Raw genomic sequence first — 17,194 nt, forward strand, 5'->3', positions numbered from 1 at the left:
GCGGATTTCTTTTTAAAGTACGTAAATACGTACTATATTCATAAGAACATAGAAAACCGACAGGAGACAAGCAGATGAAACGCTGGACGCAACGCCCCGAAGGTTCCACCTGGGGCGACTTCGGCCCCGACGACGAACTGGGCCGCCTGAACCTCCTGACCGAGGAAAAGGTGCTGCAGGCGGTGCGCGAAGTGCAAGCCGGCAAGGTCTTCTGCCTGTCGCTGCCGCTGGATCTGCCCGGCGGCAACGTGCTCAATCCCCGCCGCCACGCGCCCACGCTCAAGCCCACCTTCCGCGAGGGCACGCCTTATTTGAACTTCGCCATGTCGCAGGTGCAGCCCGAGGCGGTCGACGTGCTGTCGGACGATCAGGTCACCCTGTCCATGCAGTACTCCACGCAATGGGACGGCCTGTGCCACGTGGGCGCGATGTTCGACATCCAGGGAGACGGCCAGGCGCGCCGCGTCTACTACAACGGCTACGCAGCCGGCGTGGACGTGTTTGGCGGCGCGGATCCCGACAACGCGCAAGCCCCCTGCTGCCCGCCGGGCGGCTCCTTTGCGCGCAAACTCAGCGTCAGCCGCTACGCCGAAAAAGGCATGCAGGGGCGCGGCGTGCTGGTCGATCTGGCGCGCGCGTTCGGCCCCGGCCGCACCCTCGTCGGCCATGACCAGCTCCAGGCCGCCATGCGCGAGCAGGACGCCGTGCCCGAGGCCGGCGACATGCTGGTGCTTCGGACCGGATTCGCGGAAGCCATCGTGGCCATGAACGGCCAGCCCGATCCGCACAAGCTTGAGGAAACCGGCGCGGTGCTGGACGGGGCCGACCCCGCCCTGCTCGACTGGATCACGCAGTCCGGCATTGCGGCGATCTGCGCCGACAACTATGCCGTGGAGGCCTATCCCGCGCGCACCGCCGGCCCGGGCCATTCCATCCTGCCGCTGCACCATCATTGCCTTTTCAAGCTGGGCGTGCCGCTGGCCGAGCTGTGGTATCTGAAAGACTTGGCCGACTGGCTTCACGCCCACGGCCGCAGCCGGTTCCTGCTGACCGCCCCGCCCTTGCGCATGCCCGGCGCGGTGGGTTCGCCCGTGACGCCCATTGCCACGGTGTAAGCCATGCCGCTGTCCCACTCCACGTTCTCCCAACACCTGGATGCGCTGGCGGCCCGTCAGCCCGATGCCATCGCGCTGATCGACCGCGACCAGCCGCTGCGCCTTGCCGACCTGCGCGCGCGCAGCCGCGCGTTGGCGGCTGGCCTTGCCCGCATCGGTGTGCAGCCCGGCCACCGCGTCGCCGTCTGGCTGCCCAATTGCGCCGCCTGGGTCGAAACCTTTCTGGCGTGCGCGCATCTGGGCGCGCTGGTGCTGGCCGTCAACACGCGCTTCCGGTCGGTGGAGGTGGCCGACATCCTGGGCCGCGGCCGCGCCGACTGGCTGGTGTACTGGCCCGACTTCAAGGGCATCGACTTCCAGGGCATCCTGGATGGCGTGGCGCCCGTGGATGCGGAGCAGTTGCAGGGCGCGGTCGCCCTGGCCGGACCGGACGAACTGCCCCCGGCATCGCTGCACGGCAAACCGGTGCACCGGTACGACGCGCTGCTGGCCTGCGCCGATCCCGCGCCCGCCCCGCACGCCAATGCCGGGGTGCTGTGTTTCACCACATCCGGCACCACCTCCAAGCCAAAATTCGTGCTGCACGATCAGCACACCCTGCTGCGGCACGGCGCCATGGTCGCGCAGGCGTTCGGCTACGAAGACCGGGCATGCGTGCTGGCCAGCGCGCCGTTTTGCGGCGCCTTCGGATTTGCCACGCTGGTGGGCGGTCTGGCCCGCGGGGTGCCCGTCGTCTGCGCGCCCGTATTCGATGCGGCCCAATCGGCACGCGCCATCGCCCGCCACGCCGTCACGCACACCTATGCCAACAACGAGGCGCTGGTCGGCATGATGCAGGCCGCCGCGCCCGGCACGTTCTCGTCCGTCCAGTTGTTCGGTTTTGCCAGCTTCACGCCCGCGCTGGACAACATGCTGGACCTGGCCCGCGCGGCCGGCGTCCCGCTCACCGGCCTGTATGGCTCCAGCGAACTGATCGCGCTGGTGGCCGGCCAGCCCCGCGATCCCGCCGAAGGCGACGTGTCGGCGCGGCACCAGCCCGGCGGCACGCTGATCTACCCGGGTGCCCGCGTGCGGGCCCGCGATCCCGAAAGCGGCCAGGTGCTGCCGCACGGCCAGTCCGGCGAGATCGAGATCCTGTCGCCCAGCCTGATGCTGGGCTACCTGGACAACCCGGACGCCTCCCGCGCCGCCCTGACGGCCGACGGCTACTTCAAGACCGGCGATCTGGGCTATACGCTGACCGACCGCCAATTCGTGTTCCAGACCCGGATGGGAGATTCGCTGCGGCTCTCGGGCTTTCTGGTCAATCCGGTGGAGATCGAGCAGGTCGTCGAAACCCTGCCGGGCGTGCGCGCCTGCCAGGTGGTGGGCGCCACGCGCCACGGCAAGATCGTGCCCTACGCCTTCGTGCTGCTGCACGCGGGCGCCCAGGCCGACCCGGCCGGTTGGACCGCGGCGTGCAAGACGGCCATGGCGGGCTTCAAGGCGCCCGCCGGGTTTACCGTGCTGGACGCCTTTCCGTCGGTCGAGAGCGCCAACTCGGTCAAGATCCAGAAGCACCGGCTGCGCGAGATGGCGGACGCTATGCTCTCGGGTTCCGCGTCATAACCATCCGCCCGCCATGCCCGCCCGCAAGCTTTTTTCGCGCAGTCCCCAGCCGCTTTATCTGCAGGCCGCCGCGCTGTTTCGCAGCCACATCCAGAACCGGACGTGGCGGCCCGGACAGCAGATTCCGCCCCTGGAAGCGCTGATGGAAACCTACGGCATCTCGCGCGCGACGATCCGCCAGGCGTTCGGCCTGCTGGAAGAGGACGGCCTCATCCGGCGCTCGCGCGGGTCGGGCACCTTTGTGAACGCCGAGCTGCCGGAAACGCCCACCCTGCTCATTCCCAAGACCTGGGCCGAAACCGTCGAGCTGAGCAACCAGCTGGGCACCGTGTCGCTGGTCGAGTCCAACGCCGACTCCCCGCTGCCCGACACGCTGGGCATGCCGTGCGGCGCCGACCGCAGCGGCAGCTTCCAGTACTTGCGGCGCATCCACACGACCGATGCCGGCCCCTTCTGCTATAGCGAGGTTTTTCTGGACAGTGGCCTCTTTCGCAAGCATCGCGCCCGCATCCAGAAGAGCACCGTTGCGCCGGTGCTGGACCAGTTCTACGGGGCGCGCATCTCCGAGGCGCGCCAGGTCCTGAACGTGATCGAGGCGGGCCAGGAGTCGGCCGAATCGCTGCAGATTCCCGTGTCCTCGCCGGTGGCCGAACTGCGCCGCTATGCCTGCATCGACGGCCGCGTGGTGTATTTCGCGCGGCTGGAATTTCCGTTTCGCAAGGTGCGAATGGAATTCGACCTGCTCACCAACCGCTGACCGCCTTGCCGACCCGCTTCAAGGAGACCATCGCCCACCCATCGCCCGCCCGCTGTCCCAACCCCACACAAGGCGCCAGATCAATAAAACCAGGACACGCGCCCGCACTATCCGAAAAGAATCCGGCATACAGGGAGACAACCATGAAGCATGCCGACAAGACCCGGATTTCAATGCAGTGCCGCAGCAAGATCATCCAATTGTTCGCCGCCACGGCGATAGCTGCCGCCGCCGGCGCACACGCGCAGTCGCCTGCGCCCGCCGTTTCCGACGACGTCGTGCGGCTGGGCCTGATCCTGGACATGAGCGGCGTCTATGCCGACGTGACCGGCAAGGGCAGCGCCACCGCCGCCGAGATGGCGATCGCCGATTTCGGCGGGACCGTGCTGGGCAAGAAGGTGGACCTGCTGGTGGTGGACCACCAGAACAAGGCCGACATCGCCGCCGCCAAGGCGCGCGAGTGGTACGACATCCAGAAGGTCGACGCCATCATGGACGTCGCCGGCTCCGCGCCCGCGCTGGCCGTGCTGGAAGTGGCGCGCGAAAAGAAGAAGATCGTCGTCTTCAGCGGACCGGGCACCGAGCGCATCACCAACGACCTGTGCTCGCCCTATTCCGTGCACTACACCTACGACACCTGGTCGCTCGCCAACACCACCGCGCGCGCCACCGTCGAGCAAGGCGGCAAAAGCTGGTACTTCCTGACGGCCGACTACGCGTTCGGCCACACGCTGCAGGCCTCGGCCACCGACGTCGTGAAGGCCAACGGCGGCACGGTGCTGGGCGCCTCGCGCCATCCGCTGGGCTCCAGCGACTTTGCCTCGTACCTGTTGCAGGCGCAAGCCAGCAAGGCGCAGATCGTCGGGCTGGCCAACGCGGGCGGCGACACGGTCAACGCCATCAAGGCGGCCAGCGAATTCGGGCTGACCAAAGGCGGGCAGAAGATGGCGGGCCTGCTTCTGTACATCAACGACATCCACGCCATCGGCCTGGACGCCGCCGCGGGCCTGACGCTGACGGAAGCCTTCTACTGGGACATGAATGACCAGACCCGCGCCTGGTCGCAGCGCTATTACGACAAGCTCAAGAAGATGCCCAACATGAGTCAGGCGGGCACGTATTCGTCGGTGATGCACTACCTGAAAGCCGTGCAGGCGGCGGGCACCGACGAGCCCACGGCGGTCATGAAGCAGATGAAGGCCACCCCCATCAACGACTTCTTCGCCACCAACGGCCGCATCCGCGAGGACGGCCGCATGGTCCACGACATGTACCTGTTCGAGGTGAAAAAGCCGTCGGAGTCCAAGCGGCCGTGGGACTACTACAAGCTGGTGGCCACGCTGCCCGGCGACCAGGCGTTCATGCCGCTGTCCCGGTCGACGTGCCCGCTGGTGCAGAAGTAGCGCGGCAGGCGGTCCTGCGGCGGGCGTCCCCGCGGCGGGCGGACGCGGCCGATGGCATCCGCGGCGGGAAACGCCCGCCGCGGGCAACGCCCGCCGCGTTATCCTTGCGGCTTTGCATCCGCCGCGCCGACATGCCGCAACAAGCCGCCCGCATCATCGAAGGCACGATAGACCAGATCCGGGTCGCCACGCCGGTCCGGCGAAACGATGTGTTCCTGCGGATCGGCGCGCAGATGATCTGGGGTCCCGGGCTGGACCCATCGCACATCGCCCAGCTGCGCGCCTTCCACGACAAAGGCACGGCCGTGCGCATTGGGGTGCTGGAGGCCGAGCATGGCCTGAACCGCTTCTGTTGGGCCGTGCCGGCGCAGGGCGATCCCATTGCTCCGCTCACCTACCAGACCGCGCAACGGCGTAGCGGGCGCGAGGCCGCGATCTGCGGCGCCGTGGGCGTGACCGCGCTGGGTGCAGCGTGGCTGTCCGGGATCGCGACGCTGCCGCGCGTATTCCTGATGGTGTTCGCGCTGGTGATCGCGTTGATGGGGCTGGTACTTGCCGCGAATGCCTTGCATGTCCTCTGGCACAACCGCCGCGAGCGGCCACGCATTCTCGCCAGCGAGGCGCAGTTCGATCCCGCCCGGCGGCCAGCGGCCATGGCGGCCACTTCAGCTGCGCCAGCCGCCCCGCGTCCCCGGCAGGAACCCGCTGCGCTGACGCAGGATGGCGATCCGCCCCTGCTCCTGATCCGGGGGCAGCTTGACGGGATCACGCATGAAACGCGGCATGTGCACAAAGGCCCGACCTACGGCCACTATCGCTTTTCCATCCAGGGCCGCGCGTTCCTGATGACGGTCGATGAATCGCTGGGAAGCTGGCAGCCGTTCCTGGCGCAGGACGATGCCGTGGAAATGGCCGTCAACGCCCAGCCGGTTCCGGGCGAACCGCATGCGGTGTATGCGCTGCGCAATCTGGAGGACGGGCGCGCCTACATGTGCCATCTGCGATTCCGCGCCATTCCCGGCCGCGACACGCCGGTCGGCGTCGGCATGAACCAGCGCGCGCCCCTGCTCAAGGCCATCGGCGGCCTGATGCTTGCGGTCTGGCTGTTTCTGATTGGCCTGACCTGGTTCCTCGACGCCGACGCGCTACAGGGCGATTTTCCGGAACTCGCGCTCTTCATCCTGGGGATGTTCCTGCTGGTTTGGCTGTGCTTTGCGCTGCCGCTTCTGTGGCTCGACATGCGGTGGCGCATGGGCAGGCCGACACGGCGCCAGCGCATCACCGAACGCATCTACGCGCTACTCGGTCTGGGCACGCCGTTCGCCCCCAGCCAACGCATCGAAGAGGTGTGACCGGACCGGCGTATCCTTGCCGCATGCCTGACTGCCGCTGGAGACCCGCATGACCCCACCCGCCCCGCGCCCCATCGCCGCCACCATCGCCGCCGTCGTGCGCGACGGCCACGTGCTGCTGGTGCGCCGCGCCAATCCGCCCGATCAGGACCGCTGGGCGTTTCCGGGCGGCAAGATCGATGCGGGCGAACGCCTTCCCGATGCGGCCGCGCGAGAGTTGCTGGAAGAAACGGGCGTCACCGCCGAGCCGCTGCACGTCTTCGACGCCGTCGACGTGTTCGACCGCGACGACGCAGGCGCCCTGCGCCGCCACTTCATCCTGATCGCGGTGCTGTGCCGCTGGGTGTCCGGCGAACCGGTCGCCGGCGACGATGCCCGCGACGCGCGCTGGGTGTCCCTGGCCGATCTTGATGCCCACGCGCTGGCCACCAGCTTCGGGGTGGCGGAACTGGCGCACAAGGCGGCGGATTTGATGGCAGCGCGCTGACCGCCCGATACGTTAAGGTGTAGCCCCACACCCCTTGTCTCTTCATTCCTGGAGTACCGAATGACCGGATTGTTCATCGTGGTGGCGGCGTTGGCGTTCTTGATGCTGGCGGCGTATCGAGGCTATAGCGTGATCCTTTGCGCGCCCATTGCGGCGATGGGCGCGGTGCTGCTGACGGACCCGTCGGCGCTGGCGCCCGTGTTCTCGGGCATCTTCATGGAGCGCATGGCGGGCTTTGCCAAGCTCTACTTCCCCGTGTTCCTCCTGGGGGCCGTGTTCGGCAAGCTGATCGAGCTATCGGGCTTTTCGCGCGCCATCGTGCAAGCGGTGCTGCGGCTGATCGGGGCCGAGCGCGCCATCGTGGCCATCGTGCTGGTCTGCGCGGTGCTGACTTACGGCGGCGTGTCGCTGTTCGTGGTGGTGTTCGCGGTATACCCGTTTGCCGCCGAGATGTTCCGCCAGGGCGGCATCCCCAAGCGTCTGATGCCGGGCGCGATTGCGCTGGGCGCCTTCACGTTCACCATGACGGCGCTGCCGGGTACGCCGCAGATCCAGAACATCATTCCGACGACCTTCTTCGAGACCACGACCTGGGCCGCGCCCTGGCTGGGCCTCATCGGCGCCACGTTCACGCTGACCGCGGGCATCGCCTACCTGGAATGGCGCCGCAAGCGCGCCGCCGCGGCCGGCGAGACCTACGGCACGGACCTGCGAAACGAACCCGCCACGCCCCCCGCCGAACGCAATCACCATCCGCTGATCGCGCTGCTGCCGCTGGTGGTGGTGGGTGTGATGAACTTCCTGCTGACGCGCTGGATCCCGGGCTGGTACCCGGCCGGGTCCGAAGTGGACCTGCCCGGCCTGCCCAAGCCCCTGCCCGTCAACGCGGACGAGCAGGTGGCGCTATGGGCCGTAATGGGTGCGCTGATCGCGGGCATCGTCACCATCCTGCTGTTCTCGTTTAGCGCCATCAAGTCGCATTTTGCCGAAGGCAGCAAGAGCGCCGTGTCGGGCGCGTTGCTGGCCTCGATGAACACCGCGGCCGAGTACGGGTTCGGCGGCGTGATTGCCGCGCTGCCGGGCTTTCTGCTGGTGGCGCAGGCCCTGAAAGCCATTCCCGATCCGCTGGTCGGCGAAGCCGTGGCGGTGACGACGCTGGCCGGCATCACCGGATCGGCCTCCGGCGGCATGAGCATCGCGCTGGCCGCGATGTCGCAGACCTTTATCGACGGCGCCCTGGCGGCCGGCATTCCCATGGAAGTGCTGCACCGGGTCGCTGCGATGGCGAGCGGCGGCATGGACACGCTGCCGCACAACGGCGCGGTCATCACGCTGCTGGCGGTCACGGGGCTGACGCACCGCCAGTCCTATGGCGACATCTTCGCCATCACCCTGATATCGACGCTGTCGGTGTTCCTGGTGATCGGCGTGTTCTACCTGACCGGCATCGTCTGATCGAAGGCGGCGGCAAACACGCCCGCCAGCCACTGCGTGAACACGCGCACCCGCGCCGGCACCTGCCGGTTCTGCGGCGTCAACACCGACACCGGCATCGGCGCGGGCGGCGCGTGGGGCAGCACGATCTTCAAGTGCCCCGCCGCCAGTTCGCGTTCCACGCGATAGCGCGGCACCTGCACCATACCCAGGCCCGCCAACGCCGCGCTGGTGTAAAGCTCGGCGCCGCTCACGCTGACAACCGCGCGCGGGCGCACCTGCACGATGCGGCCATCGACCCAAAAATCCAGCGGCGCCGCGCGGCCCGTGGCGCTGGACACGTAGTCCACGGCCAGGTGCTTTTCCAGCGCCTGCACGCTGTCCGGCATGCCATGTCGAGCCAGGTAGGCGGGGCTGGCCACCGTTACCTGCGGCATCTGCGCGATCGTCCGCCCGACAAGCGTCGAATCCTGCAGCACGCCCGCCCGCAGCACGCAGTCCACGCCTTCACGCACCAGGTCCACCAGCCGGTCGTCTTCACCCAAGTGCAGGGCAATGTCGGGATAGCGCTTCAGAAAGTCCGGCAGGCCGGGCATTACGAAAAAGCGGGCAAGCGTGCCCTGCGCATTGACCCTGAGCAGCCCCTTGGGGGCCGTATCCAGGAACGCGCCATCGGCCTCCTCCAGGTCGGCCAGCAGCCGCACGCACCGCCGGTAGTGGGCCTCGCCGTCGTGCGTCAGCCGCACCTGACGCGTGGTGCGCTCGAGCAGGCGTGCGCCCAACCGGGCCTCCATGCGCTTGATCAGGTTGGTCACCGTGGCGCGCGGAATGCGCAGGTCATCGGAGGCCTTGGTAAAGCTGCCGCGCTCTGCAATGCGCACGAACACCTGCATTTCCTGGAATCGATCCATGCCTTTGGCTACCTGCCACGCAGGTCCATTGTTAAAGCAAATGAAATTATCTTAGCAAACGGAGGTTAATTATCTTTCGAACGGAATAGTCGATCATATGCCTCACCCCTTCACGGAGAGATCGCATGACCGACCAAGCTTCCCAACGCGTTGCCCTCGTCACGGGCGGATCGCGCGGCATCGGCGCCGCCATCGTGCGCCGCCTGGCCAATGACGGCTTTGCCGTCGCCATCAACCATGCGTCCGGCGCGGCAGACGCCGACGCCCTGGCCGCCGACATCCGCCAGGCCGGCGGACGCGCCCTCGCGGTGCGTGCAGACGTCTCCAAGCCGGATGCGGTGCGCGCGATGTTCGATGCCGTCACGGCCGAATTCGGCCGCCTGGACGTGCTGGTCAACAGCGCGGGCGTGCTGCAGGTGCAGCCGCTGGCGGACACCAGCGACGACCTGTACGACCGGACGTTCGACATCAACACCCGGGGCACCTTCAACACTTTGCGCGAGGCGGCCGCCCGCCTTGCCGATGGCGGCAGCATCGTCAATGTGTCCAGCACCACCGTCGCGCTCAACTTGCCCGGCTACTCGGTCTACATCGCCAGCAAGGCCGCCGTCGAAAGCCTGACGCAGGTTTTTGCCAAGGAACTGCGCGGCCGCCAGATCAGGGTGAATGCCGTCGCCCCCGGCCCCGTCGCCACCGAGCTGTTCTTCAAGGGCAAGAGCCCCGAGCTGATCGAGCACTACGCCAAGATGCCGCCGCTGGAACGCCTGGGCCAACCGGATGACATCGCGGGCATCGTCTCGTTCCTGGCGGGACCGGACAGCGGGTGGGTAAATGGGCAGATCGTGCGCGCCAATGGCGGCGTGGCCTGAAAATTTTTCGTCAGCGCCGGCGCCTTCCTGCGGCGCGCTCTCATCCCAACGCACGAGCCCGGCCAGTTGGCCGGGCTTTTCTTTCACGGCGCTGAACGCCGCATATTTGCTGCTGTCCTCATCCGTTCTACCCATGCGCGCCTCGGCCGATGGACCGAGGGACCGTTGCGGGTTTTGAAATTTTCCGATCGCGCGCTCGGGACTTTGCATTACAGAAAAGTCTGGCCAGTTGGACGAGGTTTGCATGAGACGGAGTGCCTAAGCCGTGGTTTAGCCTGACCCGGCAGTACTCCGACTCACCTTGATCGATTGGACGAAAGCAATGAATCAACTCATTCATCCGGACTGCCACCCCTTTACCGCCGCAGGCAATCTGAAGCAGATCTCCGCGTATTACGAGGAAGGTCGCCGTGTCATGTGGATGATGCTGCGCGCGCAACCGCGCCCGTGCTTTAACCATGAACTCATCGACGAGATCATGACCCTGGCGCGCGCCGCCAAGGATTCCGGCCTGCCCATCGACTTCTGGGTCACCGGTTCGCTGGTGCCCCAGATCTACAACGTTGGCGGCGACCTGAACTTTTTCGCCGAGGCCATCCGCACCGGCAAGCGCGAGGCGCTTCGTGCCTATGCCCGCGCCTGCGTCGACTGCGTGCATGCCGCCACGCGCGGTTTCGATACCGGCGCCATCTCGCTGGCCATGATCGAAGGCACCGCGCTGGGCGGCGGCTTCGAGGCCGCGCTGGCCCACCACTTCGTGCTGGCGCAGAACAATGCGCGCATGGGCTTTCCCGAAATGGCGTTCAACCTGTTTCCCGGCATGGGCGGCTATTCGCTGGTCGCGCGCCGCTCGGGCATGAAGCTGGCCGAAGAGCTGATCGGCACCGGCGAATCGCACACCGCCGAGTGGTATCACGGCCGCGGCCTGGTCGACGTGCTGTTCGAGCCGGGCGACGCCTACAAGGCCACGCGCACTTTCATCGACGTGATGCGCCCCAAGCTCAACGGCATGCGCGCGATGCTGCGCGCCCGCCAACGCGTGCTCAGCCTATCGCGTTCCGAGCTGATGGATATCACCGAGGATTGGGTCGAGGCGGCCTTCTCCATCGATCCGAAGGACCGCGCCTACATGGAACGCCTGGTGATGGCGCAGAACCGCCGCACGGCAGGCAGCTCGGAAGCCACCGAAGTGGCCACCATGCACTGATCCGGCGGCGCGCCGCCGGTTGCGTCACGCGATGAGATGCAACCGGCGGCGTTGCGCCAGCCAGGCGGTGAGCTCTTGCGCCGGCATGGGCTTGGCATACAGATAGCCCTGCTTGGCGTCCACGCCCAGGGTGTCCAGGAAGACCGTCTCTTCCTGGGTCTCTACGCCCTCGGCGATGACCTTGAGCTCCAGCGTGCGCGCCACCGCGACGATGGCGCGCGCCAGCGCCTGCGACACCGGATTCTCGTTCACGCCGCGCACGAAGCTGGCGTCGAGCTTGATCGCGTCCAGCGGAATGCGCGCCAGCTGGGACAGCGACGAATAGCCCGTTCCGAAGTCGTCCAGGTGCACGCGCGCGCCCAATTGCCGGAACTGCTTGATGAGTTCGATGGCGGCGTCTTCATCGTCGATCAGGCAGCTTTCCGTCAGTTCGATATCGAGAAGGCAGGGATTGAGGCTGGCGTCGTTGATGGCCCGCATGAATTCGCTGACCACGCCCTTGTCGTCCAGCTGGCGGGCCGACATATTGATGGCGATGCGCAGGTTCAGGCCGTCGCGCTTCCAGGCCGCCGCCTGCCGCGCGGCTTCGCGCATCACCCAGACACCTAGCGGCGAGATGAGGCCCGACTCCTCGGCATACGGAATGAAGGTGTCGGGTCCGACCATGCCGCGCTCCGGAGAGCGCCAGCGCACCAGCGCTTCCACGCCGTCCACCTCGCCGGTGCGTCCCACCAGCTTGGGCTGGTAGTACAGCATCAGGTGATTCTCGGCCAGCGCCTTGCGCAGATTGGTGTCCAGCCACACGTAGTCCGCGTTGCGGCGGTCCATGTCGGGCTGGAACACCCGGTACGTATGGCGGCCCGCTTCCTTGGCCACATACATGGCGATGTCGGCGCTGCGCACCACGCTGTCCAGGTCGGCCCCGTGATCGGGGTACATGGCGATGCCGATGGAGCAACTGGTGTAGACCTCGATGAGGCCCTGGCGGAAGGGCTCGCGCAGCCGGTCGATGATGCGCTGCGCGGTGGCCTCCAGCTGCCAGGCCTGCGCCTCTTCCTGCAGCACGATGAATTCGTCGCCGCCCAGGCGGGCCAGCGTCTGGCCATCGGAAAGGCAGTTCGAGATGGCGACGGCCACGGCTTTCAACAGCCGGTCGCCGAAGCCGTGGCCGTAGTGGTCGTTGATGCGCTTGAAGTTGTCCAGGTCCAGGAACAGCACCCCGCCCCGCCCTTCCCGGCCGGCTTCCAGCGCGGCCTTCAACCGCGACGTGATCGCGTGCCGGTTGGGCAGGTTGGTCAGCATGTCGGTGTTGGCAAGCACCCGCAGGCGTTCCTGCGCCTGACGCTCTTCCGTGATGTCCGTGCCCGAACAGATCAGGTAGACGCGCTTTTCGCCGCTGCCGCTGGTGACGAACTTGTTGCGGAACAGAAAGAGGCGCGGCCCCTTGACGGTGTTGATCGTGCGCTCGACCTCATACGACTGTCCGCGCTTGTAGAACTCGGCAATATTACGGCGCGAGGCGATGGCTTCTTCGCGCGTCATGAACATCTCGAAGACGCTGCGGCCCACGATGTCCTGTTCGCGCTTGCCGGTGTATTCCTCGCACAGCTTGTTGAAGCGCTGCACGCGGCCATTCTGGTCCACGATGGCGATGACCGAATTGGCTTCCGACACCACCGTCTCGGCGAACGACAGGCCTTCGACGAGGTCCTTGGCGACGGATTCGGTATCGGTGTGAGCCGATGCGGTGCCGGCCCATTCGTTGGCGTTGATCTTGCGGCCCACCAGGTGCAGGTGCAGCAGATCGCCATACAACGTGATGTCGATGCGCAAGCTGGACGTGATGCCGGTCAGGCTGCGCACGGCCTCGGCCTGATCCGGGCGCAAGGCCATGGCAATATTGGTCGCGCCCTTGACTGCGGCGAGTTCAATCGCATCGCTATCGGCGGACAACCGCCAATATGGGCTCTGCGTACCGAAATGCGTGTGCAGGATCGACTTTTCGTCCTGGTTCTCAGTCATTGGTATCCCCCCGCCGTCCTAAGGCCCGCGAAACACATTACGGGCTACTGAATTTGGGGTCAACCACCTTTGCGGCGGCGCAAACCTGTTTATTGCGGTTTATTGCACAGCCATTCCCGCAGCTTTGCAATTGTCTGAAATACAGGTGTTTTCCCGGCGCAGCCGGCGTGCAACGGGAATCGATTATTTCGCTTCCTTTCAATACCCGCAAAAACGACAACGCCGGAAACCCTTGGCGGATTTCCGGCGCATGGCGGAGATGGCGCGCAAGGCGCCCGCGGCAATGGGCTTATTCGCCCTTCACGCCCGCCTCATCGATGACCTTGGTCCAGCGCGCCACTTCGGCCGACACGCGCTTGCCGGCGTCGGCTGGCGTGGTCCACGTGGCGATCGCGCCCTGGTTCAGCAGCGACGCCTTCACTTCGGGCTTGGCCAGGATCTTCTTGAGCTCGGCATTCAGGCGTTCGATGACCGGCGCCGGCGTGTTGGCCGGCGCCACGATGCCGAACATCGAGCTGACCTCGAAGTCCTTCAGGCCGGCTTCGGCGGCGGTGGGCACGTCGGGCAGCGCATCCACGCGCTGCGGCGAGGTCACCGCCAGCGCGCGCAGCTTGCCCGCCTTGATGTTGGCCTGCGCCGCAGGCACCGTTTCGATCATGCTCAGCACCTGTCCGCCCATCAGGTCGGTCATGGCCGGGCCGCTGCCCTTGTAAGGCACGTGCAGGATGTCGGCGCCCGCCGCGCGCTTGAACATTTCGCCGGCCAGATGCTGGGGCGAGCCATTGCCGGCCGAGGCCATGGTCAGGTAGCCGGGCTTGGACTTGGCCAGCGCGATGAATTCGGGCAGCGTCTTGGCCTGCACCGACGGATTCACCACGAACACCAGCGGCACGGTGCCGACGATGGACACTGGCGCGAAGCTCTTTTCCACGTCGTAGGTGACGCGCCCGCGGTACAGCGCGGCATTGATCGAGTGACTGGTCAGCGCGCCCATCAGCAGCGTGTAGCCGTCGGGCTGGGCCTTGGCAACCTGGTCCGCGCCGATGTTGCCGGCAGCGCCCGCGCGGTTTTCCACCACCACGGTCTGGCCCAGCGCGCCCGTCAATTCCTGCGCAAGCACGCGGCCGATCACGTCGGTGGCGCCCCCGGGCGGGTAAGGCACGATCATGCGGATGGGCTTGTCCGGATAGGCGTCGGCGGCATGCGCCGGGGCGGAAACGCCGGCGCAAAGGGCCAGCAGGGAAAACAGCACGGCGCGGCGCGGCCGCAGACGCAGGTCTGACATAGGGTCTCTCCAAGCCGGGATGGGTATAGGAATGAACGGACGCCCGGTTCGTCAACCGAGCCAGTGTAGGGGGCCGTGCTTGATTGAAGAATCGCCATTTTTCTATCGACTGATCTTTATTTCAGATCAATAGAAGGCATCTGCACAAACCGCTTGCGGGCGTTGCAAGGGGCTGGATATGATGACGCCGCAGGATTATCAATAATATTATCGGGACTGAAAATGACGGACGAGACCAAGGGCGGCAAGCCCGGCAAGGGCCCCTTTGACAGCGACAGCGCCACCGCGCAAGGCGTCGCCCGCGGGCTGACCAATTACGGCGACAAGGGTTTTTCGCTGTTCCTGCGCAAGGCCTTCATCAAGGGCGCCGGCCTGTCGGACGATGCCCTGGCGCGTCCCATCATCGGTATCGTCAACACCGGCAGCAGCTACAACCCCTGCCACGGCAACGCCCCGCAGCTCATCGAGGCCGTCAAGCGCGGCGTCATGCTGGCCGGCGGCCTGCCGATGGACTTTCCCACCATCTCGGTGCACGAAAGCTTCTCGCAGCCCACCAGCATGTACCTGCGCAACCTCATGTCCATGGACACCGAGGAGATGATCCGCGCGCAGCCGATGGACGCCGTCGTGCTGATCGGCGGCTGCGACAAGACCGTGCCTGCGCAACTGATGGGCGCCGCCTCGGCAGGCGTACCCGCCATCCAGCTCGTCACCGGGTCGATGCTGACCGGCTCGCACCGCGGCGAGCGCGTGGGCGCCTGCACCGACTGCCGCCGCTACTGGGGCCGCTACCGCGCCGAGGAAATCGACGCTGTCGAGATCGCCGACGTGAACAACCAGCTCGTCGCCAGCGTGGGCACCTGTTCCGTCATGGGCACGGCCAGCACGATGGCCTGCATTACCGAAGCGCTGGGCATGATGGTGACCGGCGGCGCCTCGGCCCCGGCCGTCACCGCCGACCGCGTGCGCGTGGCCGAGCACACCGGCGCCACCGCCGTCGCCATGGCGGCTTCGCGCCTGACCCCGGACCGCATCCTGACCGGCAAGTCCATCGAAAACGCGCTGCGCGTGCTGCTCGCCATCGGCGGGTCGACCAACGGCATCGTCCATCTGACCGCCATCGCCGGCCGCCTGGGCATCGACATCGACCTGGCCGGCCTGGACCGCATCAGCCGCGAGACGCCCGTGCTGGTCGACCTGAAGCCGTCGGGCCAGCACTACATGGAAGACTTCCACGACGCGGGCGGCATGCCCGCCCTGCTGCGCGAGCTGCGCCCCTTCCTGCATCTGGACGCGCTCACCGTGTCCGGCCGCACGCTGGGCGAAGAACTGGACGACGCCCCCCCGCCCTTCAAGCAGGACGTCATCCGCACGGCCGCCGCGCCCATCTATCCGGTGGGCGGCCTGGCCGTGCTGCGCGGCAACCTGGCGCCCGGCGGCGCCATCATCAAGCAGTCGGCGGCCAATCCCCAACTGATGGAGCATGAAGGCCGCGCGGTGGTGTTCGAAGACGCCGAGGACATGGCGCGCCGCATCGACGACGACGCGCTGGATGTGACCGCCGACGACATCCTGGTGCTCAAGCGCATCGGCCCCACTGGCGCGCCGGGCATGCCCGAAGCTGGCTACATGCCCATTCCGAAGAAGCTCGCGCGCGCCGGCGTCAAGGACATGGTCCGGATCTCGGACGGCCGCATGAGCGGCACCGCGGCCGGCACCATCGTGCTGCACGTCACGCCGGAATCCGCCATCGGCGGTCCGCTGGCTTATGTGCAGAACGGCGACCGCATCCGCCTGTCGGTGGCCCGGCGCGAAATCGCGCTGCTGGTCGACGACGCGGAGCTGGCGCGCCGCGCCGCCGCCCAACCCATCACGCGGCCGGCCGCCGACCGCGGCTACCGCAAGCTCTTCCTGCAGTCCGTGACGCAGGCCGACCAGGGCGTCGACTTCGACTTCCTGCGCGCCGGCGTCACGCACGACACGGTGCCCAAGAAGTAAACCTACCCTCATCGCCATGAACGCCATCACGCCCGCCGCCTTGCAGGAACCCGCCCCCGACGCCGTACAGGCGGCGGTGGCCGCGCTGGAGGAAGACATCGTCTTCGGCCGGCTGCATCCGCGCGAACGCCTGACCGAGGACGAGCTGATGGCGCGTTTTGGCATGAAGCGGCACGCGGTGCGCCAGGTGCTGGTCGACCTGGAGCTTCTGGGCGTGGTCGAGAAAAAGCGCAACATCGGCGCGGTGGTGCGGGCGTTCTCGGTGCGCGAGGTCATGGAGCTGTACGCCTTGCGCGAGGTGCTGGAAGTGCACGCCGCCCGCCAGATGCCGCTGCCCGTGCCCGAAGCGCGGCTGGCCGCGCTGGTGGCCGTGCAGCGCGAGCACGACGCCGCGGTGGCCGCGGGCGACGCGCGCCGCGTGTTCCGCAGCAACCAGCACTTTCACCGTGAATTCGTCGGCCTGCTGGACAACGCCGTGCTGGGCCAGGCCATCGAGGAATACGCGCGCCGCACCCACCCGATCCGCTTCGGCTCGCTGGTGACAGCCGGCCACCGCGAACGGGCGCGTCAGGAGCACTGGACGATGATCCAGGCACTGCGCGACGGCGACCGCGACGCGCTGATGGCCGTGTGCCGCGACCACCTGATCCCGTCGCGCGATGCCTATCTGGCCTCGCAACAGGCGTATGCGCAGACGCAGGGCGCGTACCTGCCGCCTTCCGCTGCGATCTGACCGCTCGCTGGTG

At 67.1% G+C, this 17,194-nt stretch carries 14 protein-coding genes; 11 read left to right on the forward strand and 3 right to left on the reverse strand.

The genetic code is table 11. The annotated features are described in order from the left end of the window. Nucleotides 1–74 precede the first annotated feature (74 nt). From FBY20_RS00695 to FBY20_RS00725, 7 genes are all read left to right on the forward strand, one after another. Nucleotides 75–1,115: a cyclase family protein gene (locus tag FBY20_RS00695; protein WP_142049333.1), complete on the forward strand. Its 1,041-nt coding sequence runs from the start codon at nt 75–77 to the stop codon at nt 1,113–1,115. Between the two features lie 3 nt (nt 1,116–1,118). Continuing rightward, nucleotides 1,119–2,723: an AMP-binding protein gene (locus FBY20_RS00700; RefSeq protein WP_142049335.1), complete on the forward strand. Its 1,605-nt coding sequence runs from the start codon at nt 1,119–1,121 to the stop codon at nt 2,721–2,723. A gap of 13 nt (nt 2,724–2,736) precedes the next feature. Continuing rightward, entirely contained in the window at nt 2,737–3,480 is a 744-nt protein-coding gene (locus FBY20_RS00705) for a GntR family transcriptional regulator (protein ID WP_056316273.1), read from the forward strand. Between the two features lie 173 nt (nt 3,481–3,653). Continuing rightward, nucleotides 3,654–4,883 (forward strand): ABC transporter substrate-binding protein, encoded by a 1,230-nt coding sequence (locus tag FBY20_RS00710; protein ID WP_370458359.1) that lies wholly within the window; start codon nt 3,654–3,656, stop codon nt 4,881–4,883. Nucleotides 4,884–5,014: 131 nt separating this feature from the next. Beyond that, nucleotides 5,015–6,235, forward strand: coding sequence for a hypothetical protein (locus FBY20_RS00715; RefSeq protein WP_056318629.1), 1,221 nt, complete (start codon nt 5,015–5,017; stop codon nt 6,233–6,235). Between the two features lie 49 nt (nt 6,236–6,284). Beyond that, nucleotides 6,285–6,722, forward strand: a complete 438-nt coding sequence (locus tag FBY20_RS00720) for an NUDIX hydrolase (RefSeq protein WP_056316267.1) — start codon at nt 6,285–6,287, stop codon at nt 6,720–6,722. A 60-nt stretch (nt 6,723–6,782) separates the two neighbouring features. Continuing rightward, nucleotides 6,783–8,177 carry a GntP family permease gene (locus FBY20_RS00725; RefSeq protein WP_142049341.1) on the forward strand — a complete coding sequence of 465 codons (1,395 nt, stop codon included), beginning with the start codon at nt 6,783–6,785 and terminating at the stop codon, nt 8,175–8,177. Here the strand turns inward: FBY20_RS00725 and FBY20_RS00730 are convergent. Next, entirely contained in the window at nt 8,156–9,067 is a 912-nt protein-coding gene (locus FBY20_RS00730) for a LysR family transcriptional regulator (protein WP_142049344.1), read from the reverse strand. The two genes, FBY20_RS00725 and FBY20_RS00730, sit on opposite strands and share 22 nt — an antisense overlap. 125 nt (nt 9,068–9,192) lie before the next feature. On the opposite strand from FBY20_RS00730, the gene FBY20_RS00735 reads away from it, so the two are divergent. Both FBY20_RS00735 and FBY20_RS00740 read left to right on the forward strand, forming a co-directional pair. Next, nucleotides 9,193–9,936, forward strand: coding sequence for an SDR family oxidoreductase (locus FBY20_RS00735; protein ID WP_062840814.1), 744 nt, complete (start codon nt 9,193–9,195; stop codon nt 9,934–9,936). Between the two features lie 322 nt (nt 9,937–10,258). Continuing rightward, nucleotides 10,259–11,143, forward strand: coding sequence for a crotonase/enoyl-CoA hydratase family protein (locus tag FBY20_RS00740; protein WP_056316258.1), 885 nt, complete (start codon nt 10,259–10,261; stop codon nt 11,141–11,143). A 24-nt stretch (nt 11,144–11,167) separates the two neighbouring features. Here the strand turns inward: FBY20_RS00740 and pdeR are convergent, their stop codons facing one another. Both pdeR and FBY20_RS00750 read right to left on the reverse strand, forming a co-directional pair. Next, on the reverse strand, nt 11,168–13,165 hold the full coding sequence (gene pdeR / locus FBY20_RS00745; protein ID WP_142049347.1) for a cyclic di-GMP phosphodiesterase: 1,998 nt from the start codon (nt 13,163–13,165) through the stop codon (nt 11,168–11,170). Between the two features lie 289 nt (nt 13,166–13,454). After that, complete coding sequence (locus FBY20_RS00750; RefSeq protein ID WP_142049350.1) at nt 13,455–14,450, reverse strand: tripartite tricarboxylate transporter substrate binding protein; 996 nt, start codon at nt 14,448–14,450, stop codon at nt 13,455–13,457. 222 nt (nt 14,451–14,672) lie between these two features. Here FBY20_RS00750 and FBY20_RS00755 point away from each other — a divergent pair, with 222 nt between their 5' ends. After that, nucleotides 14,673–16,448 (forward strand): IlvD/Edd family dehydratase, encoded by a 1,776-nt coding sequence (locus FBY20_RS00755; protein ID WP_056316248.1) that lies wholly within the window; start codon nt 14,673–14,675, stop codon nt 16,446–16,448. A gap of 16 nt (nt 16,449–16,464) precedes the next feature. Further along, on the forward strand, nt 16,465–17,181 hold the full coding sequence (locus tag FBY20_RS00760; RefSeq protein WP_056316245.1) for a GntR family transcriptional regulator: 717 nt from the start codon (nt 16,465–16,467) through the stop codon (nt 17,179–17,181). Nucleotides 17,182–17,194 lie beyond the last annotated feature (13 nt).

It is taken from the genome of Achromobacter sp. SLBN-14, assembly GCF_006715415.1.
Lineage (GTDB): Bacteria > Pseudomonadota > Gammaproteobacteria > Burkholderiales > Burkholderiaceae_B > Achromobacter > Achromobacter mucicolens.